Source organism: Synechococcus sp. M16CYN, from assembly GCF_040371545.1.
Taxonomy (GTDB): Bacteria; Cyanobacteriota; Cyanobacteriia; order PCC-6307; family Cyanobiaceae; genus Parasynechococcus.
In genome coordinates, this window is record NZ_AP029048.1 from 22,530 (window position 1) to 45,864 (window position 23,335).

Genomic DNA, 23,335 nt, shown 5'->3' on the forward strand with positions numbered 1-23,335 from the left:
TTTAGCGATTGAGAAAATGTTCAAACTTTGATGTTTAGCAGCCACAATAGCGCATCGCTAATTGCAACAGATATACTCCGCCTTTATGGCGGCTGTAGATCCGTCTAACTGCTTACTGGTGCTGACTAATAAAGACGTATTGCTTGTACCAGACAGCAGAAGACAGGCTTACTTTAAGCAAGGCCCAATCACCTATGCGAGTTCTAGATCTGTTGTTAACCAAAATTAAGGAAAAGAGTCTGGAATTATCCGTCGTTTAGGTTAGCGAGTACCATGAATTCATTCTTCACCTTACCTCAGTCTAGCCCGACTCTTTTCAAGGTTGACAACCTTAACCTAATTATTTTTCTCATCACGCCCTCGAGATACCCTTGAGCGCTAACCCCAGCCTTAGAGCATCCCCCTAGACTCACTACTCGATTGGACAGCTTAGTTACAAACTTTAACTAAGCAATCGACCTCACACAGACTGCCATTTAACAGTTTCTTGAGGTGGTGCCTGTTAAGCTCGAACTGGCATTCCAGGTATACATAAAACTGACTTAGAGTCAGATCAGGGCAAGGTGAGACGCTACAGCTGTCAGTAGACAGAGCTCAAATTGCAGTGACTGTGCTATTGCATAGTTAAATCAACTCCAGTAAGCCTTCTAGTCCCTCGACAATATCCAAGAAATTGTGAAGCATTGTGCGGAGTCGTTGATGTGAACAACCCGGGCTCGAGAAACCACCTCCAAAACTGCACAGTGATCTTGACCCGTGCAGCTAATCAACAGGGGGCGACAAAACAACTGTTAGAGCAGCGAGGTGCCAGGGTTCTCGATTTACCAGCTTTGGTGATTGTTCCCCCAGATGACTGGGGGCCGCTGGACGAAGCCTTAGCTAGCTTGGAGGACTTTCACTGGCTAGTATTTTCGAGTGTCAACGGCGTTCAGGCCGTGGAGTATCGCCTCCAACGGCTGGGAGGCGGCCTGTGCCGATTGCCATCGAGTTTAAAAATTGCGGCCGTTGGGCGCAGAACAGCTCGACTGCTCAAGGATCTCGGTGCGCCTGCAGATTTCGTGCCACCAAGTTTTGTTGCTGACAGCTTAATTGACCACTTTCCGGAATCTGGCTGGGGTTTGACCATGCTGCTTCCAAGAGTCCAACACGGTGGCCGAACTTTGTTGGCAGAGTCTTTCAAAGCAGCGGGGATACGAGTTGTAGAAGTAGCGGCATATGACTCCCGCTGTCCAGAACAGATCGCTGAACCGGCAGCTAAGGCCTTGGTAGACGGTTCAGCGGATGCTGTCGCCTTCAGCAGCGGCAAAACCGCACTGCACGCCGCCCAACTATTGCAAGGGCGATTTGGCAATGATTGGAAGCGACACCTGCGGGGCGTATCAGTGGTGTCGATCGGCCCTCAGACTAGTCGGAGCTGTCGTGAACATTTTGGCCGGGTGGATGCAGAAGCCGATCCTCACGATATGGAAGGTCTAGCCGAAGCCTGCAATCGAGCAATGCGGAAGAAACTTTGAATTCATCCTATAATCGGGCTGACTTACAGTCAAGACAGCTAAATCATCCTGAAGCTAGTACTGAGGGTCAAAGGTGTTGACGCGCACTCGATTACCACAGAACCTATGAGATAGATTGGGGGGTCATACGTAATTCGGAGGTCGTAATCTCATATGCATCAAGCTGCAAACCAGCCTGGCAGTCTACAGCGCACGGGGTTGCGAAGTAGCTGCAAAATGGTACACGATCGATAGGGTATCTCTGCAGGATGACAACTCTATCGCGATCAACGTTGAATTAGTAACACAAACTTCTGCTAATTCAGCCGTTGATTTCTACCAAATCACGAAAACGATCAAGGTTGGCTTGGAGCTCTTTCGTCACAATTCCCCCTAAGATGCTAGGCTCCATTAGTGGCGCTAGAACCCCTGGCAATTCGTAACTGACGCTGAGCTTCACCATCGTACGCTCTAGCGACTGTGGGTAAAAGCGTACAGCGCCCTTTGTAGGAAGGCCGTTCACAGATTCCCAATGAAGCTGTTGCGCTTCGACTCGCTGAGTAATGCGGGCTTTCCAAGTGAAGCGAAACCCCTGAGCTGCAAGCGTCCAATCTGTAAGATCAGGGTCGTCATCCAGCATTCTCACTGATTCAATCCAACGCATCCATTTCGGCATAGCTTCAAGATCACTCCAAACAGCCCAAGCCTTGTCGGCATAAGCTTGAACCTCTGTGGTCACCGTGTTTTCTAGCCAGCGTCCCATCGTTAGGCCACCGCTGCATTCGTGGCCAGTCTGACGGGCCGGCCGAGTACGGCAGCAGCAGCCAAATGACCACTCATGGTCGCCCCTTCCATTGAATCGATGTAATCCTGTCTGGTGTAACTACCCGCCAAGAAAAAATTACTAATCGGGGTACGCTGATCAGGGCGATAGGGTTCCATTCCAGGTGCTTCTTTATAAAGCGATTGAGCCAATTTCACCACATTGCTCCAGGTAAGCGTGAGGTCGTGAGCTGACGGGAAAAGTACTCGCACTTGAAGATCTGTGTGCGTAATGATCTCGGCAACCGACTTCGATATCCAAGGGTCACCAGGAGTCAGAACGCACTGAAGCAAAGACCCTTGTCCATCCTTACGGTAATCCTCGGGACTCGCCAGGGCGAGATCGGCAAAACAGCTGAAATCCGCATCAGCGGTATACAGCAAGTTATTTAAGCCACTGGGATTAGACAGATTCCGACGTTTGGCTTGCTCGTGACTGAGCTCCGTTACCCAGCCGTCGTAACGCAGCTGCACCGTGGCAACCGGAACGGTTTCGAGTTTGTGAATTGCTTCAAACTGAGGGAATTTACGCCAAGCTTTCGGCAACAGGCGCTTAATACCGGGAACATCACAGGCAGCCAGATAAACATCAGCCTCCACAACAGAGTCTCCCTCAGGCGTTCCTAGCAAAAAACCGGTCACCAAAGACCTACCAACCTCACTGAACATCACCTCTTTCACGCGATGACGCAAATGCAACTTAGCGCCACGAGCCTGTATGTAGTCAAGAATCGGGCCTGTGAGCCAGCGGTGGGGAGATCCCTTGAGTAGATTTAGCTTCGAAGCTTCGGTTTTCGAGGCAAACATCATGAATATCGTGAGCATACAACGCGCAGAAATAGCCTCGCAATCAATGAAACCCAGCGCGTAAGCGATTGGATTCCACAAGCGACGAACACTCTCGAGGCTACCGCCATGTCTTATAAACCAGTATTGAAAACTCATTGAGTCAAGAGCGCGAATTGTACGCATCGCCCCCTTGTAATCAATTAGGCCACGAACGATAGGACTTGTCCCTAGCGCCAACGCGTTAAGTAATTTATCGATCCAATTGAGCTGCGGCGTAGTAAAAAACGCTTTAAGGCCGTTAAACGGAGCACCAATGGGAAAACGAAAGTCAAGCTTACGCAGGTCACCACCTTTATTGACAAATAAATGGGTGTGATCTTTTGGAAGTAAGTTTTCAAAAGCTCCTACTTTCCTCATTAGAGCAAAGAGGTTGGCATAATTGAAAAAGAAAACGTGCAAGCCCATTTCGATGTGATTGCCATCGGGATCTACCCAGCTGCCCACCTTGCCGCCTACAAATGGACGTGCCTCATAAAGATTTACTTCATAGCCTGCATCCACAAGATCCACTGCGGCAGAAAGGCCAGCGAGACCAGAACCAACAATTGCGACTCGCACCATGAAGTGTGCAACTTAGTCGACTTTATTTATGAGCCTCCGTAAAGTGAGAGTCGATCACGTAGTGATAATGACCACAACTCCAACCGCAGTGCCAACCCACGCTGCAAAAGACGGTAAAGGTATCTTGATCACCGAACCTGCAATGCAACAACTTGCTAGGCTATGCGCTGAACAAGAGACCAACCAAGTTCTTCGAGTTGGCGTTCGCTCCGGTGGCTGCAGCGGCATGAGCTACACAATGGATTTCGTTCCTACTTCCGATACCCTCCCAGATGATGAGATCTATGAATACAAATTATCCAATGGCTTTGGATTCCGAGTGATATGTGATCCCAAAAGTTTACTGTACATTTACGGCATGAAACTGGATTTCAACACTGCTCTGATCGGAGGTGGATTTAATTTTATAAACCCCAATGCAATACAGACTTGCGGCTGTGGAAGTTCCTTCGCGGTTTAGTCTCGCCTAAGAGGTCGTCGCATGGGAATCTAAAGAAGAACACACAACATTTTACCGTCGATGGATACATCTTCAGACAGCCTATTCAATCAGGCCATGGCTCGCTATCAGGCAGGTGCTTCTGCATCTGATGTGCTGCCCGACTTCCTCCGAATCACTGAGACAGCGCCAGGCCAATCCGCTGGTTGGATTTGCCTATCCTGGTTGCAGCTGTTGTGTGACCAACCAGAAGACGCCCTCCGGTCAGCTCGGACTGCAGTCAAATTTAGTACTTACGACCCTCAGGCTAGAATTAATCTCAGCCTGGCGCTTCTTGAAACGCGGTCTAAAGGCGTCCGGGACCACATTCAGGTAGTCCAACGAGTGATCACCTTCGCTCCTGAATCAACTGGGGACCTTAAAAGTTCTATAGAGGACGGCCTACAACGCAAGCCCGGATGGAAGGCTCTCGAAAAAGTAAAAGCCTGGCTCAATCTCTGAAAATCAATTGTCAAAGAAGAACCTCTCTAAATCTCTAGTTAAGAGACGGGTTCCATATTTACAACCATGACGTTGCCGCATTAATCCCGCGGTCAGGCCGAAGGGCAGCCTCTTAGATCAGCAGAAACATGTAAATCTTGGGGAGTAGCTACGAATTGGAATCGAATATAAACAAAATCGATTATGTCAGCTTACAAGGGGAAGGTTGAGAAAAATCTATTTGGGCCTGAAACTCTTTGTGTCTGCCCCAATATACTCATTGACGCGGTCTCATTGTTGAAAAGCTGAGTTGCCAATATCCATTATATTCCATGACCTGCTTGTCCTAACTATTGTGGGGTCTTACCTGTACCCACTGCAGCCCTATATGTACCAATCTCACCAAGCGGCACCTCTAGATGTGCTATCACATCTTTTAAGGAAGCTCGCAATAAGGTGATCTGATAACTAGCATTTCGTCAGTTTAGTGGGGCAGCTTATCTTCACAATTAAATCAACCCTATGACTTTCCGGATTAGGTTCCTCAGTTCGTGGCGTGCTTTGCAGAAGCGACGTGACACCCAAATAGAATTCGCAATATTTTGTGCTTCTACAGAGACTGACAAAAACTGAAAACCTAGCCGCCATCTCACAACTCGAATCCTCAACCACTGCAGCGAGAGGTTGTAATGATTCAGAACTGCAACACCCATGCTGAAGCGAACCCAACGAAAATTAGACAGCGGATGGAAGACTCAGAGGTAGTCTCCTTACCGGTAGCCTTTGCTGCGCTACCGCACACTATGACGAGGCCAAACGTTGAACCCAGCTGGAAAATCTGGCTAGATCGTCTACTAATGATGAATGTGTTGGTGGTTGTTTTCGGAGCGGGATTCTTGGCTACCGCTGTCTTAGTGCAGAGCCAAGGGCAAGATAACGTGATGGATCTTTTTCAAAAGCTTTGGCAGCCTCTGTTCACGCCAGCTCTCAGCTTGTTAATCATGTCTGCCTGTTTGAGTGGGACCTTCCGCTGGTTACAGCAGCGAGTGCTGAAGTCAGGGTCGAGTGGCGGAAGCTGAAACCCAGCTGACCTAACCGCTCTGAAGCTACCCGTTGCCCCTCCAGGACGACTTTAGCGCCGTCACCGAGAAGGAATCGCAGTATCAGTCCAGGTACCGGCAAAAAGCTTGGACGGTTAAGGCTAAGGCCCAATTCCTTGGCAAGGACTGCCATCGACACGGGCTCAGGTGCTACAGCATTCACCACACCAGACCAAGCTGAATCTTCTATGGCCTTCTGAATGAGAACACATAGATCACTACGATGAATCCAGCTCATCCACTGCCGGCCGCTGCCAATCGGTCCACCGAAACCAGCGCTGAACGCCGGCAGCATCTTGCCAAGCGCGCCACCACCGGAAGCTAATACGATGCCGATTCGGATGATGACTTGGCGAACGGAGCCAGGGACGGCGGTAGCTGCCGCCTCCCACCGTTGACACAGAGACGCTAGGAAATCATCACCCGCAGGACTAGATTCGACAAATTTAGTTGTGGTGCTTGTGCCGTAGAATCCAACTGCTGATGCATTAATCAGTACGCCAGGTGGTGACGATGAAATTGCAATTGCTTCTACTAATAATCGCGTTGTTTCTAAACGACTGTCCTCCAAAATTTTGAGGTGGGACGCATTCCAACGTCTCCCTGTTATTGGTTCACCTACCAAATTTATCACACCCTCGGCTTGACTTAGCGCTCTAGTGAGCTGAGGGTTCTGCCACGACGAAGAAATAGCTGGATCAAGCTGCAACCAATCTATCTGTCCGTTGCTGCGTTCTAATTCATATCCTCGAGCTGATTTACGACTTACCAGTGTAAGTTGGTGGCCAGCCTGCAATAAAATCGGTACCAGTTCATAACCAATAAAACCAGTGCAGCCAAGCAACAAAAGATGCATGGGGCGGTAGTTGCGCAAGGTAACAAAGCTAGAACGGGTTGGATCTTTTTTGGCGATTAAACCAGAGCTGGCCCATGCCACTCCGTAATTTGTCTGAAGAATGAAGTATCCTTAACGATTCTTTAAAGTCTAACTACAACATTAATCTTTGCATTAACCAGCTAAAACTCATATAGAAGAAAGTTCATAACAATTGAAACAGCGCAGCCAGATCATTAACAAAAACCACTGCCACTTTCAAAGGTCATGCATCTCAAAAACCGCCAATCGAACAGCTGGAGTTTCATTACACGGAGAAATAAACATGTAGTGTCAACCCACTGGCTTTAAACCTCACACCCCTACCAGCCTAATCATGTCTGATATTAACACCAGCGCACCCGCCAAGACCAAACCGACAGGCCTGCGTAAAGGTACCTTAGTGAAGGTAAACCGCAAAGCTTATTCCTCTAGCATCGAAGCAGCTGCCAGTGACCCCATCCCACCAAACTACATCTTTGAAGGTCCAGGTGAGCTTTTAGTTGTTAAAGGCAACTACGGCCAAGTACGCTGGAAACGTCCGGTGCCGGATGTGTGGCTTCGCATTGACCAGTTAGAAGTATACGCGTGAATGGTTAGAACCTTCAAACGCTCTTCTCACTAAACATTGTGACCGTGGAAACGCTGTTCATAGCCGTGATGGTTTTCCGTGAGGTACTAGACAGTGTATCACTGAGATTATTAGTCAATCTCAATCTGTAAGTACGGCGATACCTAGTACCGCTGTGGGGCGGTTTCCGCCATGAAAAAGCGGCTACTCAAAATTCACACTCCGCGCAGTCGAGAAAGCCGACGTGGGTTGCAAACCGCAGGTTCAATGGAATAAAGCCTTGCAACTAGGTTAGCTAAGTCGACAAATCGCCAAAGTCTGTCGGCCTAGCAAGTAGTGCCAGAGCGGGGTTACTAATATTTTAGAGTTCTCCGCAAATGTTTTATCTCCCGATGACGTAAATGAGGGGGCATTTCAGGCATTAAGTTCTGTCCTTTTGCAAGCGCAACCTAATAGGAGCGAACACGGCCTTGGAGCAGTTCATGGTGGCCATCGCCCCCCAATTGATGGCTAAATCTAATATTCGTCACCTCAGAGATCGTCACAGAATACATCAGTATTAGCTAGGACTTTAGTCATTCAACATCACAATCAACCTGCAAATGATCCTGAGGAGTTGGCTACAAAGCTCATCGACTGGGGTATTAGATCAAGGACTAACCCCAACGGCAGCGCTCAACGCCGGTCATATGTCCAAGCTCCAGGATCAGAGTATCGCAAAAGGTTAACAGTGTACTCAACACATAATCAGTCCATAATCTCAACAAAACTAAAACCAGATTAATAAACTTGGATCTTATAAACGACGACGCCTAGTCTGCAAAAGCAGCCGACAACAGACTGTGCTGTCGGTTGAGATTTCGGGCGGCTTGCCGAAGTCCTCCCCCATTAACATCCATCAAGTCGCCGTTCACAAAAGAACTTAGTGGAGAAATCTTTGAAGAGAGATTAAGTAAGATTCTCTACTCTCGTCAACCTCTTTCAGGACACAAACCGAGCGTATAACCATGGTCTAGAGCACTGTTGAAATGATCAACCTGATCTCGGTAGGAAAGATAACCTACAGCTTCTATCAAAGCCGATCCAGCACGGCGGGACCAGAGCCAAATCGGAACTTACGCTCCCCAAAAAGCGCTAGTTGTTGCCTCATGGAATCTTTTAAAACCGTCGACGTTCATCCCATAGGCGACGACGACGTTGTTCTGCTTCCCTCAGCATCTCGCGACCGTCGTTGAGATAGTTGTCCACGTATCCTAGAGTGTAACGCTTCAATTCAGCCAGGGCATCTTCCACTTCAGATAAACAGTGGTAAACACTCAATCCAAAGCCTTGTGCCGAAATAGGAGTTGGCAAAGACTGAAACAATTGCTTCACCCGATCCATTTTATGGACACTGATTTGTAAGTAGCCGCAAAAGGCTTCCATCAGTTCATCGTCGTAGGGATCGGCCGATAAGGCCTTGAGTTGACTGGGGAATGGATGAATCACCTCACCAAGCAGCCGATCGATTGGGGTATAAACCTGACGTAGCCATTTCGCCAAAGCATCGTCATCAGCAATAGCCTGGTCGTAGGATCTTCTGGTACAGTGAAGATCCTGATCCATTGATACAGTAGAGTTAACGCGATAGTTGCGGTCAAAGTCTCGGCGACGCTCTTGGTCCCCCAGTACTTCCCAGGCAGCATTCAGCGCTAGCATCCGTTGATCACTGCCACCAGCATCAGGATGATGCCGTTTAACCAAACGCCTGTAAGCCGCTTTAATCTCTGCGGCCGACGCATGGCTACCGACCCCAAGCACAACATAAGGATTAGTCATAACACTACCCTCCACTCATCTCGCCATGTTGATAAAATCAGCCTACGGTTAAACATCAGTGTGAGAAAGCAACGCTTGCTCTGCTATAACTAGCCAACATCACAATGATCTGTCTAATGACTATCACCCGGAGCCACTGAGCTAATCAAAAGATGGCCACAGTAGCTGCATCACTATCGATTTTATGTATCAATTCAAGCTGTGACCTATTCCTGTCTCCATAATTTCCTTGTTACTGATGGTGAAAATTGATTGATATAACTGAGCTGACATCCCAAGAATTTTCGTGGATACGAAAAGTGCTTATCCAGAAATCTTAGAAGACTTTGTGCCCGTTTCACCTTCCACATTTATGATCTAGTAGATGGAATTAGTCGATGCCTAAGAATTCAATTGAAGTTCGGCATTGCTCACCCTATGCTCTTATTAGAAATCGGGACATCAAAACCTGCAGTTGGACCAAGTTACCCTAGCCATCAAGCGTTCACATGTGTCGATCAATTCTATATTCAAGTTATTAAATACGGTAAGAGTCAGTTGATAGACACTAGCGTTACCTAATTAACTCCAGCATTGTAATTACCAGAATTTGCCAATGCTAAACGACCGTAATACTGCTGGTTTGGTTCACATTTGCGATTGCAAGTTCCAAGAATGTGTTTTTCGATTAATGAAAACAAGTCATGGCTCACTAATTGAAGTCATGATATCTGCAGCAGTTGCCATAGAAATAGCCTGTCTAAAAAATAACCATAAAAAACTCCCCAGATTAGAAAGCCTCAAAATCTAATCTGGGGGATGTCAAAATGTCTGTTGGACAGTTACTTAGAATTTAAAGGTGGTTTTAATCAAGCCGCCCATGGCGCTGAGTTTATTATCATCACGCTGAGTGTCCGCAAAGGGAGCACTTAAATAATGAATAGCAGGGGTGACGGTAATGTTGTCGGTGACCTGGAACTTGTAGAAGAACTCCCAGGCGTAGCCACCGCCATTTAAGTAATCTTTCTCATTTGTCCCGTCTTCCACATCAATTTCTGTAACGAAAGTAGGCTGACCAACGGCCATACCAAAAGAGTTACCCTCCAACAAGACGTCAGACCACTCAAGACCTACATACCAAGACTGGGTGGTAGCGCGCTCTACGCCGGGCATGTTGCTTTCAGATATATCCGAAAGGCCCCAACCAGCACTAATGAGAGGAAGCCAACCAGACTCTTCGGGTATCCACCAAGCGCTCAAGCCGTAGGAGTCTGTTCGGTTGTCGGATAAGGACAGGTCAACAGCACCACGAGTAGCGTTGCCGTTGTAAAGGCCAACACCGTTGATGCCAGAAGCCTTAGTGTAAGCGGCGGCGATACCCCAGCTTTCAGGTGCATAAGCAATCTGGGTAGTGGCACTGAATCCAGAACCATCAGTACTTATACCTCCCTCATAGGGGTTGCTAAGCTCAGCGTTGCTAGACAAGTAGCTGGTGGAAATACTAAAGCCATCGTCAGTGTGCCAGTAGATACCAGCACCACCGCCAAGAGCTAGGTTGTAAGCGCCAGGGGCACCTGCATAAGTGAAGAAATCCATCGTTGCGTCAGATGGATAAAGACTGGGCCACACCGCCAGCATGTCGTCCATACGAAGGCGAGGACCACCTACAACGGTAAACTCATCGCCGATGGGAAAACTATAAAGAAGGCGATCGATAGTAACAGCATTATCTGTGTCAAATCCATACTCTTGGCTAAATAAGCCAACACCATTACCAACAAAGATATTATTCATATTGCCTGAGCGTAAACGCGTCGTTAGACTATCTTTGCCAGTGAAGCTAGTTTCCAGGCCTAGACGTAGGTCGTAACTAAAAGAGGTGCCGCCGTTAGCAGCGGTTTGCGCTTGGCTACCTTTGCCTCTGTATTTGGCAGCACCCAATACCCAGTGGGTTGTGCCCCTAAGCTTAGTAGTAGTGGAAAACTGGGTTGCTTCCAATTCGCCAACGCGAGCTTCAAGGCCATCGGCACGGCCACGAACGATAGCGAGTTCGGTTTCGAATTCATTAAGGAGGCGACGCAGTTCGTCAGTGACTTCGGTAGTACGGTCGAGGCAGGAGTTCAGCAGTGCTGCGGCCTCGTATCGAGTCATTACCCGGTTACCACGAAAAGCTCCGTTTGGATAACCAGCAACGCAGCCATACCGTTCCACTAGGTTATTTAGTGCTTGATAAGCCCAGTCGGTAGGGTAAACGTCAGAGAATTGGGTCACACTAGCGACTTGGTTAAGACTGTTAGTAGAAGAGTCAGCCGCGTAGTCAGAAACACCGTTGATGTTGATCTCAGCGGCATTGACACCAGAGACCAGAAGGCCAAGAGTGGCGGGAGCCGCCAGTATTTGCTGGAAAAGCTTCACTTGAGAATTCCTCACACAGAACATGGGCGTAACGGCGCCCATCCGACTGATAGTCCCTTAACTGTCGTAGTTACGACAGAAGGTATGCCACAAAAACACATGTCTAGTATTAACGGTAACAAAATTGTCAATTAATTGTTCATAGTGAACTAATCTGGCTTGAAGAGAAGCCTATCTAATTCTGTGCATGATCAAACTACATGGAAGAAAGATACTGATGATAAAATGACCGACCTTTGGCAATAAGTGCAGCAAGTTTCTACAGATACTCGAATCGCTGCCGATTAGTCGACCATTTTCAAGCCATCACCGAATTTATTTAAAAATTACTTTTCTTGAAAGTGTTAGTCAGCCCGATCACAGTGATGGGTTTTCGTACCACGTCGGCCGATTAGCCATCCACGCCTCCAGACGTGTCGCAAATTAGGCCACTTATGGTTTCTTGAGCTAATTGGTTTTTGTCTATTGCTTCGACTTCAGTTTTAGATAATACTAAATTTCCTCGCTGGCCAGGCTCAGCCTTAATGGAACTACCCTTAGCTCGCCCGAATAGCTAATAATCGTTTCTGTCAATACTATTTGCTACGCTCCTCTAATTCAGTTTATCTCCAAATCGAATTTTAGTTTTGTCATTCTGGCTAGCGACCAGCATAAGCCTTGCAAAGGCTTATTTGCTCTGATCCCAGACATCATTGACCCGTGGATGTGGGCGTGCAGTGGGCGGGTCAAGTCACCGGCATGGCGAGTTGCAAACTTAATTCAACTGTAAGCTTCCATTGCCGCCAACACATCACCCCCATTTTCTTTAAGTACTCGACACCTCATACTGATACACCTTCATGATCAGTGTGGGGCAAATACTTGGTTAGGCAACTACAAGGCGTAAAATTAATTGCTGTAGATCTAAACTTATTGGAACGTTACGAGATTGTTTTATAAAAGTAATTGGAGGTAACTGCAGCAAAAAGCTATAGCATTTTGTCAAAAGCAACATTACTGTTGTACAATAAAATGAGTAACTGCAGTTGAAGTCATAATCTAATTCTAACTAAAAAAATCAAAATAAACTTTGCCTAAGAGATTTTGTGTCAAATTCGTCGTTGCTAAGCAGTTTTAAAACGATGCCCCCGAGTGGAAAACCGCTCGGGGGCTCTCGCCGGGTCCGCTCTTGCCACGGAACCGGATGATCAGTCAGAAGCAGCCGTTCAGCCGGCATCCTCCGCGATCAGCAGACCCTGCATCAAAGAACTGGAAATCATGGACACCTCCTCCTCAAGGGATTATTGAGCGCCGGCGATGCATTCGGTGAGATCTGAGACTAAAAAGACCGAAGATGTCACCACATCACTGCGATCGGAACTCCTGAACATTAACTGAGATGTTCAGAAGATGGTGCGAATGGAGCAACCCCATCGATGGTTAACGCCATTTCTTCTATGGCTACTCACCCTGATTCTTTGGCTACCGGGACTCGGAAATTTACCGCTTCGAGACTGGGATGAAGGACTCGTTGCCAATGTGGCTCGTTCCACTACAGGGTTGCTTCCCATGAAATGGAAGCACTCATACCTGAACAAGCCTCCAGGGCTTCATTGGCCGATGGGTCAGCTGATCCGAACTCAGGGCAAGCAAGAGAATGTTGTAAGACTGCTGCCGGCATTGATCTCTAGCCTAGCCATACCTCTAATCTTCTTGCTGAGACGCACCCTGGGAGCGAAAGGTTGCGAGCGATCGGCGTTACTCTCTGGACTTGTGCTGATGACGCTGCTGCCTATGGCTCGCCATGGGCGACTGGCTATGCTTGATGGAACATTGGTGAGTTGTACCCTTCTGCTTTGGTGGGGTTGGGTTAACTCCCAAACCAATCATGGCCAAGCATTCGCAGCAGGCCTAGCTTGTAGCGGTATTCTTCTTCTTAAACCACCGGCAATTTTAGGTTTTGGGCTGATTGTCCTTGTCGCCAGCGGACGCACTCTCCGTCCAACAGGACGTCGATTGTGTGCGCTCGTCTTAGGCCTCTTACCTGGAGTGAGTTGGCACGTTTGGCACTGGATCGTTCGAGGTGATAAAGCTTTGTTGATGTGGGGAGGACAAGGGTTAGCCCGTATCACCACAAAGGTTGGCGATGGCTTCGGCTGGTGGATACCATGGGTCGAAATATTGGAAGGGGGATGGCCCTGGCTACTACTATTCCCAAGTGGTATCAGCTGGATCTGGACCCATCGTCAGCAGACCGTTGGACGTTGGCAGCTTAGTCTTTTGCTCGGCAGCGCCCTAATGGTATTACCCCTACGTACGCAACTTCCCTGGTACAGTCACTTGCTTTGGCCACCAATCTCCCTAGTTTGTGCAGAAGGCCTAAGAGAGTTGCTGGAACGGGGACAGCCCCGTTGGGTACCTCAGAGCTGGAGAGCGATCGGATGCCTCCTTACCATCCTAGGTTGCGTTGCCATCTTCGACAAAACTCTTACAATTCCAAACTTGAGCCTTGTATGTGCAGGGCTGGGACTGTTGGCCGGTGGTCACGGCCTGCAAAACAACGCAAGACGTCACCGAGCTCAAGGACTTGTAATTCTTTTGATCGGCTGGGGATTGGCTCTATTGACTCTTTGGCAAAGCCGCCTTTGGCTCTGGGAGCTTAACGAAAGCTGGGATCCAAGACCCATCGCTGCGGAAATAAAAAAATTGCCTGTGAACGCTGAAGTCCTAGTAGAGGGTCCAATTCGTCCATCACTAAGTTGGTACGCCGATAGGGAACTGTCGCGCTTCTACCAAAAAAGCTCTCCGGATGACAGACACTGGGTGGTCAGTAACCGTCATATTCCAGACTGTCATCTAGCAAATAGACCTGTTAAGGGTGAATGGCAACTGTGGCAATGCGATTAGTCCGATTCTCGGCATAGCAAAAAATTCTGGTTATAGCAGCCAGTCCAGGTCTAACCAATTTATTGAGGTTACTCTACGATTTATCACTATCCACCACACAAAGGTGGTTGAGGTTCTAGGTCCTTAGTTTTTTAGTCAAAGAAATTTAGTGAATTTAAATATAGAGATAACTTAGATTCGATACCTTTAATAAAATATACATGACTGACCGAGTATACGATTGCTCTATATCGCTGAAAAGAAGCTGTAGCTCAGATTGTCATCTGCTGTGATTTAGTAGCTTGGATAATAGTTCAACTGATACCGAAAGACTGATAGCTAGCTCATACAAACTGGTGATCACACCCTATCTGATTTTAATATGCTTCATTCGGTGTCTGTTAGGATCTAAGTCGCACTTGTATGATCGTAACAGCTGGACTCAAGTACCTACCATTTCTTAATCAGTCTCTCTACTTGTTGTCCTTAAAATTTACATAGTAGCTTTACCTAAGTAATTATTAGTCTAGGTTAATAGTTAGTAATGAAGCTAATATATGACGATAGCCAAACTTGCTCGGTTAGGTCCTGTATTGAGCCAAAGTGATCTCTTTGTATATGGTTAAAAAATAAAAATGAAACCATAAAATTTATATCTAGCCTTGTCAATAGATAGTTTTAACTATTCTTAGTAAGTTTAAATATTTTGCTATTTAAGATGCTAGTTATTCTACACTTTTTATAACATTAATAAAATTATAAAAAACTTAAGTAGCACACTATGAAGATAGCAATAGTAAAAAATAAGAACTAAAATCATATAAAATAGTTATCTAAATACTGAAACTTTCTGATAAAAATCAGAAATATTAATCTAATTCTAAATATTATATTTATTAAATTTAATAAACTCAAATCTTGATAATCTTGCTTAATTAATAAAATAAACCAATTAATATTTTATATTTCTATAAATTCTAATCTTACAGTGAATGTACTTAACTGATTATTTTCTAAAGTAAGAAAATAATTATGAATAAAAGTAAAAAATTTCAGTTAAAAAACTGAAATTTTTCTGAATTTTTATAAGAGCTTTTAAATTTTGTAGTTAAATTTTTTACATAGAAAAAGACTATACTGAACAAAAAATAACGATACTGATTAATAGATTATAATATTTTACTTGAAAATGATAACAAAAGTTATACGGTACTATCTCTTAATCCTAGAAATTAGAAAACACCAAGACATTTTTATTATATTTATGTATAGCCTGAATCCAAGGGTATTTTTATATTGGCAAATCTCATTATTACATATTCTCAATTAAAATTTGAAATACAAAATAGTTTATTGATAAAATAGTAACACTAATCTAAATCAGAATATATTTATATGTTTTTGCCAATGCTAGTTGCTTTCTGTTGTGTGACGTGTCAGAAATAAACACTTATATTCTATCTTCTTAAAAAGGAATATACATCAAGTCTTTGCTTAAATTACTAATTTTTCTTGCTTGCAGCCATGATAACGAGGTAAATTAAATAAGTTATTTTATATATTAATGGTTTTTGCCATTTTATTCTTTATCTAGACCTATATTAAGCTATTAAATAAGGCTCCTCTCCGATCTTAAAAAAAATAATTAAAAATATATGGAAAATAAATTACAAGTTAATCATTTATGTCTCCAACAAAAAGCCTCCCCAAAAGGAGGCCGGATTACTTTGGAAAACAATTAAAGAATTTGCTTTATGTTGATATTTAAATCAAAGGGCGTTTCCACGGGGTAGAACCTCTTCAGGGAAGACGAAGTTTTCGTGTGGCTGGTCAGCTGGTGCCATCCAGGCACGCAGACCTTCGTTTAAGAGAATGTTTTTAGTGTAGAAGGTCTCAAATTCAGGATCCTCAGCAGCACGAATTTCCTGTGACACGAAGTCATAGGCGCGCAAGTTGAGGGCCAAACCGATGATGCCAATAGAGCTGGTCCACAGACCCATCACCGGAACAAACAGCATGAAGAAGTGTAGCCAACGCTTATTGGAGAAAGCAATACCAAAAATTTGGCTCCAGAAACGGTTGGCGGTGACCATTGAGTAGGTTTCTTCTTCTTGAGTTGGTTCGAATGCCTTAAAGGTATTCGCCTGCTCACCATCCTCAAACAGGGTATTTTCCACGGTTGCGCCGTGGATGGCGCACAGCAGCGCGCCGCCGAGGATACCAGCCACACCCATCATGTGGAATGGGTTCAAGGTCCAGTTGTGAAAGCCCTGGAGAAAGAGAAGAAAGCGGAAGATCGCCGCTACACCGAAGGAGGGTGCAAAAAACCAGCTACTTTGGCCAAGTGGGTAAATCAGGAAAACACTGACGAACACCGCAATGGGGCCAGAGAAGGCGATGGCGTTATAAGGACGGATGCCGACAAGACGTGCGATTTCGAACTGACGCAACATGAAGCCGATCAGTGCAAAAGCGCCATGTAGAGCAGTAAAAGCCCAAAGACCGCCGAGCTGACACCAGCGGACGAAGTCGCCTTGGGCTTCAGGGCCCCAGAGCAGTAGCAAGCTGTGACCCATCGCGTCAGCAGGAGTCGAAACAGCAGCGGTGAGGAAATTACAACCTTCTAGGTACGACGACGCGATGCCGTGGGTGTACCAGGAGGTCACAAAGGTAGTACCGGTTAACCATCCACCGATAGCCAGATAGGCCGTCGGCATAAGAAGCAGACCGGACCAGCCAATGAATACAAAGCGGTCGCGTTTAAGCCAGTCATCGAGGACGTCGAACCATCCTCGCTGAGGCGCGCGTCCTACAGCAATTGTCATGAGAGTAGCACTTCATGAAGCTTTACATAAGGGAGTGTAAAGGGAGGACGTGGAATCAGAGACGAGTTTCTACATCTTATACTGATGGATAAGTCAAAATACTTACAAGCTAGAGCTGTCACAGTCTCGCTCCCTTCGCGAAGATGCACTCACATTGAAACCAAATGCCGTGTACGTGATTGAACTAACCCTTCGAATGAGCCCGATTCCGGTATCTGTTCAACGCAAAGAACCCAGCGATGCGGAAGCGCTTTATCAACGAATCCGCCAGGCCATTGACCATGGACAGCCTCGCCTTCTTGATCTTACCTGCGAGAAGGTAGAGGGAAAAAAGGCGGCGCTCCCAATCAATGAGGTCCTTGCCGTCCAGCTTTACGAGAAAGCTTCGGCGACAGGTGGCAGCAAACGACCGGGTTTCTCAGTTGATCCCTGACCCAGTAAACGCTGAGCTTCATGTTGATTCAGTTAGTTACCAGTGGCCTAATGGCCACCATTCATTGAATCGCTGCAGCCTGACCATCTCCAAACCAGGCCTTTGGATGTTGGTAGGAAGCAATGGCAGTGGAAAAAGCACGCTTTTTCGCCTGGTCACCGGCCTGCTTCAACCTCAAGTTGGATCTATCTATTGCCAACGGTCATCGGCGCTGGTTTTCCAAAACCCCGATCATCAATTGCTTCTCCCCAGCTGTGGCAGCGACTTAATGCTTGGGATACGACCCAATCAATCCATGGATCAACGTCGAAAGAAGGTCGAGGCCTTACTCAATCAACTCGGCCTTCATGGTTTGGCAAAACGGCCCATACATACCCTTAGTGGTGGACAAAAACAAAGGCTCGCCATTGCCGGTGCTTTGGCGAGTGATGCAAGGCTGCTCTTGCTTGACGAGCCAACCGCTCTGCTAGATCCACAGGGTCAGCGTACCGTTCTTAATACTGTGCGTGAGCTTTGTCATGATCCAGTAAAACCAATTACTGCTTTCTGGATTACCCATCGCCTTGACGAACTTAGTCAAGCTGATGGCGCCGCTCAAATGAGTATGGGACGAATAGGGCCTTGGACCTCTGGGCCAGAACTTGGCCAACGCTTGCAGTTTGGGAGGTTCAGCAAGTAAGCTATTTGTGTTTTGTTCCTCGGTAGCTCAGCGGTAGAGCGGTCGACTGTTAATCGATTGGTCGCAGGTTCGAATCCCGCCCGGGGAGTTCTTTGGAAAGCCGCAGCCGGAGCTGTGGCTTTCTGCTAGCAGAAATAAAGATTTTCGTGACAACGGGTTTCTGGAAGTGGAAGAGTTCCTGATATAGGTTGATCTCGTAAATTCCTCTTATTTCTCGTCATGCTGTACATAACAGTCATTCTTGTGCTCCAACAAAATATAGTGAGTCAAATCTGAACTCTCCAAAGGTCAGAAAAGCTTGAGAGAATCTGCGCAGCGTTGCTTACCCGCTCGAATCGCGCTTTCAATTGTTCCAATCGTTACCTATGCCGAATCGATGAAGCCCTGCATCCTGCTGATCGAAGACGACCAGGACATGCGCGACTTGGTTAGCGGCCATTTGGAGCACAGCGGCTTCGATGTTCAACGCGCCGATGATGGCATCAAAGGCCAAGCGCTTGCTTTGCAATACACCCCAGATCTGATTCTCCTAGATCTGATGCTTCCCAAAGTGGATGGTCTCACCCTTTGTCAACGCCTACGTCGTGATGAACGCACGGCTGGAATTCCCATTTTAATGCTCACAGCCCTTGGAGGAACTAAGGACAAGGTGAGCGGTTTTAACTCGGGTGCTGACGATTACCTTACCAAACCCTTTGATCTGGAAGAGCTCCAGGTGCGTATTAAGGCTCTTCTTCGTCGTAGTGACCGTGCTCTTTTGGGAGCCAGCAATCACAACGAAATTCTCAGCTATGGCCCCTTAACTCTTGTGCCAGAGAGATTTGAAGCCATTTGGTTCGATAGTCCTGTCCGACTCACTCACCTGGAATTCGAGCTGCTTCACTGTTTGCTACAGCGACACGGTCAGACTGTTGCACCGTCGTTGATCTTGAAGGAAGTATGGGGTTATGAGCCCGACGATGATATCGAAACGATCCGTGTTCACGTTCGGCATCTCCGAACCAAGCTGGAACCCGATCCTCGCAAGCCTCATTTCATCAAAACTGTTTATGGCGCTGGCTATTGCCTTGAATTGCCCTCAGATTGTCAGTTGAATGACACGGTGCCGATCACGCGCGAGGAGCGTAAACAGCAAGACGATCGTGCCAGTGCTTAAAAACCTTCGCTCTAAGTTTGAGCTGTTAACAGAAATATATCCAATAACGCCACTTCCCAAGCAAGGCGTGGTTGCACAAATGACAACAGGTGGTAGCGCAATGTTTCTAACCGTTTTAAAAACTGAATATTGCTAGTGGAAGCCCACAGAGCTTGTTGCCACCAGTTGATTAACCAAAGTTGCTGTTCGCCATCCAGGGATTCACATATATCCCGGGCCAAAACCAGCGCTTGCATGGGCTCCGTCGATAACTGCCTAAGCCCAGATACAAGCTCCTGAGGTAAAGTAGACCAATGCTTGCGATGTTCGATCAAAGCACCAGGGGATCCTGCAGCCATTGCTAAGAGTTCAGGTGGATCATCTTCAACGGCATTCAAACGACGTAAAACCTTATTAACAGCATCAGTGTCCAGTCTCATAAATCGAATTAACTGGCAACGAGAACGAATTGTGATCAGGAGCCGTTCGGGCGCCGAAGATAATAGAATCAGCAGACCATGACCAGGCTCTTCAAGAGTCTTGAGCAAAGCATTGGCTGCTGCTTCGGTCATGGTCTCAGCCGCTTCAATTACTACCATTCCTCGAGTTGTTTCCACCGGCTGATGAGCAAGGGAACGACTTATGTCTCGGATTTGTTCGAGGCGCAATTGCGGTGGTGTACGCCGACTCACCCCAGCCACTGTCGCCTCGCTGCGGGTAAGCAGACAACCCCGGTATTGCCAGGTGGGTTCTATCCAAATAAGGTCCGGATGGTTACGCTCTTCCAGGCGGCGTCTTGCTCGATGACAACCTTTTCCTTCGCTAAGTACCCCCTCAAGAAAACGAAGGGCTGCTAGACGTCTACCGACTCCTTCAGGACCAGCGAACACATAGGCCGGGGCTAGGCGCTTGCGCCGCAGGGCTGCCTTTAAGATACAAACTGCTAGAGGTTGACCGATCAACTCATCAAACAACGGTGTCACTGCAGTGTTTGTCGTAACGTCTGTTCCAACTCTTTACTTAGCTGAGCTATAGAACTCTGCGCGTTCAGTCGACACCAACTACGTTGATCTGCAAGCGCGGCGAAGCCATCAGCTACTCGATGAAAAAAAGCATTCTCCTCTGACTCGATCCGGTCATTCTGCTTGCCGCTGCGACGCTGCATACTTACAGCCACAGGCACCATCAACAAGACAGTCAAATCAGGCTCCAAACCAGAGGTAACAATTGACTCTAGATTTGTAATCAGCTCGCGATCTAAGCCACGGCCATAGCCCTGATAGGCAAGGGTTGACCCAACGAAGCGATCACTAAGTACCCAGTCGCCCCGCCGAATAGCTGGGCTAATTACTGTGTCGACGTGCTGGGCACGATCAGCCGCATAAAGTAGAAGCTCAGCCTTCGCAGAGGGTATATGGTCAGCCTCATTATGCAGCAGTAGCTTACGAATAGACCGCCCCAGAAGAGTGCCTCCAGGCTCGCAAGTGCAGACCAATCGAGCCGTAGCAGGCATTAACCCACTATTTGGTAACCATTTAGCTAGATGTCGAATCTGAGTAGATTTTCCGCAACCGTCGATTCCGTCGAGGACGATAAAACGGCCACTCATATGCGCAGAGTTAAAGCATTAAGAACCACCGTGACTGAGCTAAGTGCCATCAACAGTGCTGCTAACGGTGGTGATAACAACACTCCCTGATTCGGCAGTAGCACACCAGCGGCAATCGGAAGAGCAATCAAATTGTACCCAAATGCCCAAAAAAGATTTTGGCGTACTTTATTCAAAGTGCGGCGTGCTAACAAAAGAGCCTCCGGAAGATTATCGAGACGATCGCCGAGCAACACCATGTCGGCAGTGTCTTGGGCGATCTGCGTTCCCGTGCCGACGGCGATTCCAAGATCAGCAGCAGCCAAAGCGGGGACGTCGTTTATGCCGTCGCCTACCATGGCCACCTTTCCCTTACTACGCAACTGCTCTAAACGTTGCAATTTCTGTTCTGGCAGCATTTGCCACGCTAGGTCATCGTCGGAGAAACCAAGTCTTTGACCAAGATGACGCACAGCCACTTCACGATCGCCACTAAAGATGGCGAGTTGCAGACCAGAGCAACGGAGTCTCTTAAGGGCTGAGGCGACATCCGGTCGCTGCTGATCTTCGATTTGAAACAATCCGATTAAACTATCTCCCTGAGACAGGGCAACAATCGATCCAGACCTAACGGTCAACCAGGCCATGGCTTGGTCTGGAATTACCAAGCCGTGCCTTTGCAACCAATTGGGACTGCCAACTCGAAGTTCACCGGATACGCCCTGCAGTTCACCAACTAGCCCCTCCCCCAACATCGTCGACACGCGGATCACATCGAGTAAGGGCAATTGTCGCCGTTGGGCTTCTTGGAGTAGGGCGTAAGCCAATGGATGGCGACTACTCTGCTCCAGACTTGCCGCCCACTGCAACAGACGGTCAACATCGTCTGAAAAAATATCAGTGACTAAGGGTCGACCCAGTGTAAGCGTACCGGTCTTATCAAATACCACCTGATCCAATGAAGCAGCCATTTCAATGACATCTCCACCTCGAAATAACCAGCCACGCCTGGCCGCAAGACCTGTGGCCACAGTAACTACCGTAGGAGTAGCTAAGCCTAAGGCACACGGACAAGCCACTACAAGAACAGAGATAGTGAGCTGTAGAGCCAATCCGATAGGTGTGGTGGCGATACTGCTCAAATCACTCTGGTGCGGATCTTCATAGGCGGCGCCATGCTCGTGAGGAAAAGGAAGCCCTATCACACTGGTCTGTAAGACCTGCGGCCAATGCACCGCTCCAAACAGCCACCAAAATAAAAAGGTGACCAGAGCCAAAGCCATAACGCCATAACAGAATCGTCCCGCTACCCGGTCGGCCAATCCCTGAATAGGAGCTCGTCGCGCCTGAGCCTGTTCCACCAAGCGTACGATGCGTGCAAGGGATGTATCAGAACCGACTCGGCGTGCTTCGAGTACGAGCGGAGATTCAAGATTCAAACTCCCTGACACTAACTCAGTGCCAGGCTCAACCCGAAGCGGCATGGGTTCACCAGTTAGGTTGGAGACATCAATCATGGAATGTCCCTCGCGGATGACACCATCTACAGGGACTTGATCTCCAGCAAGGAGTTGCACACATTCCCCAGGACGCAAAGCACTGACAAGCACATCGCGAATCGCGCCATCGTCCGATATCAAACGGGCAGTTTCAGGCTGCAACTGAGAAAATTGTTGAAGTGCTTGACATGTACGACTACGGGCCCGCTCTTCGAGGCAGCGCCCCAAAAGAACAAACCCAAGTAGCATCACTGGCTCATTAAAAAAACAAGACCAGCCCAAGTTAGGCCGGACCAAGGCTGCCAAACTGGCCAGGTAGGCACTGCCTACTCCCAGACCCACGAGGGTATCCATGCTTGGTACACCCGCGCGGGCTGCTGCTAATCCACCGATAAGAATCTGACGACCTGGGCCGACCAAAGCCACAGTGGCCAAAATTGCATGAAATGGGAGACTGCCAATTATTGGCATCGGCAGGTGTCCGGCTTCACTGAGGTGCCCCATTAGGGCCAGCAGCAACAGCACGAGCGCTACTACTAACTGACGCCACCAACTCAGCTCGGTTGAGCCATCTGAACCGGAAAGCTTGAGCTTGGGTTCTAGTACCCGTTCTCGGGCTAAGAAACCGCGTGCGGCTAAGGCGGCGATCACTGCCTCAATATCACCGTCCGACTCATTCAAATCAAGCCAGGCAGCCCGACTCACTAAATTCACATCGACCCGTTTAACACCTGGTTGTTCGAACAAGGTACGTTCCACCGCGGAGACACAACCGCCGCACTTCATACCTGCCACATCCAGGACGATAGTCTGAACCGCAGAACTCACAAGCAAGCAATCTTTGTTGGGTACGCTAGGTGCCGGATCAGGCGGTGACGAACCCGTCAGCATAGAGTTTGTATCAGGTAGC

Annotated in this window: 20 protein-coding genes and 1 tRNA gene; 11 read left to right on the plus strand and 10 right to left on the minus strand. The window is 47.7% G+C overall.

What is annotated here, in order from left to right; translation table 11 throughout:
• Window positions 1-701 precede the first annotated feature (701 nt).
• Window positions 702-1,514 (plus strand): uroporphyrinogen-III synthase, encoded by an 813-nt coding sequence (locus ABWV55_RS00125; protein WP_353292747.1) that lies wholly within the window; start codon window positions 702-704, stop codon window positions 1,512-1,514.
• A gap of 301 nt (window positions 1,515-1,815) precedes the next feature.
• Here the strand turns inward: ABWV55_RS00125 and ABWV55_RS00130 are convergent, their stop codons facing one another.
• Both ABWV55_RS00130 and zds read right to left on the minus strand, forming a co-directional pair.
• On the minus strand, window positions 1,816-2,256 hold the full coding sequence (locus ABWV55_RS00130) for an SRPBCC family protein (protein ID WP_353291781.1): 441 nt from the start codon (window positions 2,254-2,256) through the stop codon (window positions 1,816-1,818).
• 2 nt (window positions 2,257-2,258) lie between these two features.
• On the minus strand, window positions 2,259-3,722 hold the full coding sequence (gene zds / locus ABWV55_RS00135; RefSeq protein ID WP_353292748.1) for a 9,9'-di-cis-zeta-carotene desaturase: 1,464 nt from the start codon (window positions 3,720-3,722) through the stop codon (window positions 2,259-2,261).
• Window positions 3,723-3,792: 70 nt separating this feature from the next.
• Here zds and ABWV55_RS00140 point away from each other — a divergent pair, with 70 nt between their 5' ends.
• The 3 genes from ABWV55_RS00140 to ABWV55_RS00150 all read left to right on the plus strand — a co-directional run bounded on the left by ABWV55_RS00140 (window position 3,793) and on the right by ABWV55_RS00150 (window position 5,723).
• Window positions 3,793-4,185, plus strand: coding sequence for an iron-sulfur cluster assembly accessory protein (locus ABWV55_RS00140; protein ID WP_353292749.1), 393 nt, complete (start codon window positions 3,793-3,795; stop codon window positions 4,183-4,185).
• 60 nt (window positions 4,186-4,245) lie between these two features.
• Complete coding sequence (locus ABWV55_RS00145; protein WP_353291782.1) at window positions 4,246-4,665, plus strand: hypothetical protein; 420 nt, start codon at window positions 4,246-4,248, stop codon at window positions 4,663-4,665.
• A 668-nt stretch (window positions 4,666-5,333) separates the two neighbouring features.
• Complete coding sequence (locus tag ABWV55_RS00150) at window positions 5,334-5,723, plus strand: hypothetical protein (RefSeq protein ID WP_353291783.1); 390 nt, start codon at window positions 5,334-5,336, stop codon at window positions 5,721-5,723.
• Here ABWV55_RS00150 and ABWV55_RS00155 read toward each other — a convergent pair.
• Window positions 5,644-6,600, minus strand: coding sequence for a TIGR01777 family oxidoreductase (locus ABWV55_RS00155; RefSeq protein ID WP_353292750.1), 957 nt, complete (start codon window positions 6,598-6,600; stop codon window positions 5,644-5,646). The genes ABWV55_RS00150 and ABWV55_RS00155 overlap by 80 nt on opposite strands.
• 355 nt (window positions 6,601-6,955) lie before the next feature.
• Between ABWV55_RS00155 and ABWV55_RS00160 the strand changes: the two genes are divergently transcribed.
• Together ABWV55_RS00160 and ABWV55_RS00165 are read left to right on the plus strand one after the other, a co-directional pair.
• The gene (locus ABWV55_RS00160) at window positions 6,956-7,210 is read left to right on the plus strand and encodes an NAD(P)H-quinone oxidoreductase subunit O (protein ID WP_353291784.1); all 255 of its coding nucleotides are present in this window, start codon (window positions 6,956-6,958) and stop codon (window positions 7,208-7,210) included.
• A 581-nt stretch (window positions 7,211-7,791) separates the two neighbouring features.
• Window positions 7,792-7,917: a hypothetical protein gene (locus tag ABWV55_RS00165; RefSeq protein ID WP_353291785.1), complete on the plus strand. Its 126-nt coding sequence runs from the start codon at window positions 7,792-7,794 to the stop codon at window positions 7,915-7,917.
• Between the two features lie 430 nt (window positions 7,918-8,347).
• Here the strand turns inward: ABWV55_RS00165 and ABWV55_RS00170 are convergent, their stop codons facing one another.
• The 3 genes from ABWV55_RS00170 to ABWV55_RS00180 all read right to left on the minus strand — a co-directional run bounded on the left by ABWV55_RS00170 (window position 8,348) and on the right by ABWV55_RS00180 (window position 12,617).
• Window positions 8,348-9,007, minus strand: coding sequence for a J domain-containing protein (locus tag ABWV55_RS00170; protein WP_353291786.1), 660 nt, complete (start codon window positions 9,005-9,007; stop codon window positions 8,348-8,350).
• A gap of 825 nt (window positions 9,008-9,832) precedes the next feature.
• Entirely contained in the window at window positions 9,833-11,401 is a 1,569-nt protein-coding gene (locus ABWV55_RS00175; RefSeq protein ID WP_353292751.1) for an iron uptake porin, read from the minus strand.
• A 1,057-nt stretch (window positions 11,402-12,458) separates the two neighbouring features.
• The gene (locus ABWV55_RS00180) at window positions 12,459-12,617 is read right to left on the minus strand and encodes a hypothetical protein (protein ID WP_353291787.1); all 159 of its coding nucleotides are present in this window, start codon (window positions 12,615-12,617) and stop codon (window positions 12,459-12,461) included.
• Between the two features lie 173 nt (window positions 12,618-12,790).
• Between ABWV55_RS00180 and ABWV55_RS00185 the strand changes: the two genes are divergently transcribed.
• Entirely contained in the window at window positions 12,791-14,287 is a 1,497-nt protein-coding gene (locus tag ABWV55_RS00185) for a glycosyltransferase family 39 protein (protein ID WP_353291788.1), read from the plus strand.
• 1,748 nt (window positions 14,288-16,035) lie between these two features.
• Here ABWV55_RS00185 and psbD read toward each other — a convergent pair.
• Window positions 16,036-17,091: a photosystem II D2 protein (photosystem q(a) protein) gene (gene psbD / locus ABWV55_RS00190; RefSeq protein WP_353291789.1), complete on the minus strand. Its 1,056-nt coding sequence runs from the start codon at window positions 17,089-17,091 to the stop codon at window positions 16,036-16,038.
• Window positions 17,092-17,260: 169 nt separating this feature from the next.
• On the opposite strand from psbD, the gene ABWV55_RS00195 reads away from it, so the two are divergent.
• The 4 genes from ABWV55_RS00195 (at window position 17,261) to ABWV55_RS00210 (ending at window position 19,359) form a co-directional block, all read left to right on the plus strand.
• The gene (locus ABWV55_RS00195; protein WP_353292752.1) at window positions 17,261-17,524 is read left to right on the plus strand and encodes a hypothetical protein; all 264 of its coding nucleotides are present in this window, start codon (window positions 17,261-17,263) and stop codon (window positions 17,522-17,524) included.
• Window positions 17,514-18,203: an ABC transporter ATP-binding protein gene (locus tag ABWV55_RS00200; RefSeq protein WP_353292753.1), complete on the plus strand. Its 690-nt coding sequence runs from the start codon at window positions 17,514-17,516 to the stop codon at window positions 18,201-18,203. Before ABWV55_RS00195 ends, ABWV55_RS00200 begins: the two co-directional genes overlap by 11 nt.
• 16 nt (window positions 18,204-18,219) lie before the next feature.
• Window positions 18,220-18,291, plus strand: a tRNA-Asn gene (locus ABWV55_RS00205).
• A gap of 288 nt (window positions 18,292-18,579) precedes the next feature.
• Window positions 18,580-19,359: a response regulator transcription factor gene (locus tag ABWV55_RS00210; RefSeq protein WP_353292754.1), complete on the plus strand. Its 780-nt coding sequence runs from the start codon at window positions 18,580-18,582 to the stop codon at window positions 19,357-19,359.
• A gap of 11 nt (window positions 19,360-19,370) precedes the next feature.
• Here the strand turns inward: ABWV55_RS00210 and ABWV55_RS00215 are convergent, their stop codons facing one another.
• Genes ABWV55_RS00215 through ABWV55_RS00225 form a run of 3 tightly spaced genes read right to left on the minus strand, consistent with a single transcriptional unit; the run spans window position 19,371 to window position 23,316 of the window.
• Entirely contained in the window at window positions 19,371-20,321 is a 951-nt protein-coding gene (locus tag ABWV55_RS00215) for a DNA polymerase III subunit delta' (RefSeq protein WP_353291790.1), read from the minus strand.
• The gene (tmk, locus tag ABWV55_RS00220) at window positions 20,318-20,947 is read right to left on the minus strand and encodes a dTMP kinase (protein WP_353291791.1); all 630 of its coding nucleotides are present in this window, start codon (window positions 20,945-20,947) and stop codon (window positions 20,318-20,320) included. The genes ABWV55_RS00215 and tmk overlap by 4 nt, the downstream gene beginning before the upstream one ends.
• Window positions 20,944-23,316, minus strand: coding sequence for a heavy metal translocating P-type ATPase (locus ABWV55_RS00225; RefSeq protein ID WP_353291792.1), 2,373 nt, complete (start codon window positions 23,314-23,316; stop codon window positions 20,944-20,946). The genes tmk and ABWV55_RS00225 overlap by 4 nt, the downstream gene beginning before the upstream one ends.
• Between the last annotated feature and the right edge of the window lie 19 nt (window positions 23,317-23,335).

What these genes read in the sequence shown, in the direction of transcription:
- ABWV55_RS00130 (WP_353291781.1), bottom strand. Translation starts at nt 2,256, where the DNA reads ATGGGACGCTGGCTAGAAAACACGGTGACCACAGAGGTTCAAGCTTAT.
- ABWV55_RS00140 (WP_353292749.1), top strand. Translation starts at nt 3,793, where the DNA reads ATGACCACAACTCCAACCGCAGTGCCAACCCACGCTGCAAAAGACGGT.
- ABWV55_RS00145 (WP_353291782.1), top strand. Translation starts at nt 4,246, where the DNA reads ATGGATACATCTTCAGACAGCCTATTCAATCAGGCCATGGCTCGCTAT.
- ABWV55_RS00150 (WP_353291783.1), top strand. Translation starts at nt 5,334, where the DNA reads ATGATTCAGAACTGCAACACCCATGCTGAAGCGAACCCAACGAAAATT.
- ABWV55_RS00155 (WP_353292750.1), bottom strand. Translation starts at nt 6,600, where the DNA reads ATGCATCTTTTGTTGCTTGGCTGCACTGGTTTTATTGGTTATGAACTG.
- ABWV55_RS00160 (WP_353291784.1), top strand. Translation starts at nt 6,956, where the DNA reads ATGTCTGATATTAACACCAGCGCACCCGCCAAGACCAAACCGACAGGC.
- ABWV55_RS00165 (WP_353291785.1), top strand. Translation starts at nt 7,792, where the DNA reads ATGATCCTGAGGAGTTGGCTACAAAGCTCATCGACTGGGGTATTAGAT.
- ABWV55_RS00170 (WP_353291786.1), bottom strand. Translation starts at nt 9,007, where the DNA reads ATGACTAATCCTTATGTTGTGCTTGGGGTCGGTAGCCATGCGTCGGCC.
- ABWV55_RS00180 (WP_353291787.1), bottom strand. Translation starts at nt 12,617, where the DNA reads ATGCCGGCTGAACGGCTGCTTCTGACTGATCATCCGGTTCCGTGGCAA.
- ABWV55_RS00185 (WP_353291788.1), top strand. Translation starts at nt 12,791, where the DNA reads ATGGTGCGAATGGAGCAACCCCATCGATGGTTAACGCCATTTCTTCTA.
- psbD (WP_353291789.1), bottom strand. Translation starts at nt 17,091, where the DNA reads ATGACAATTGCTGTAGGACGCGCGCCTCAGCGAGGATGGTTCGACGTC.
- ABWV55_RS00210 (WP_353292754.1), top strand. Translation starts at nt 18,580, where the DNA reads ATGAAGCCCTGCATCCTGCTGATCGAAGACGACCAGGACATGCGCGAC.
- tmk (WP_353291791.1), bottom strand. Translation starts at nt 20,947, where the DNA reads ATGAGTGGCCGTTTTATCGTCCTCGACGGAATCGACGGTTGCGGAAAA.
- ABWV55_RS00225 (WP_353291792.1), bottom strand. Translation starts at nt 23,316, where the DNA reads ATGCTGACGGGTTCGTCACCGCCTGATCCGGCACCTAGCGTACCCAAC.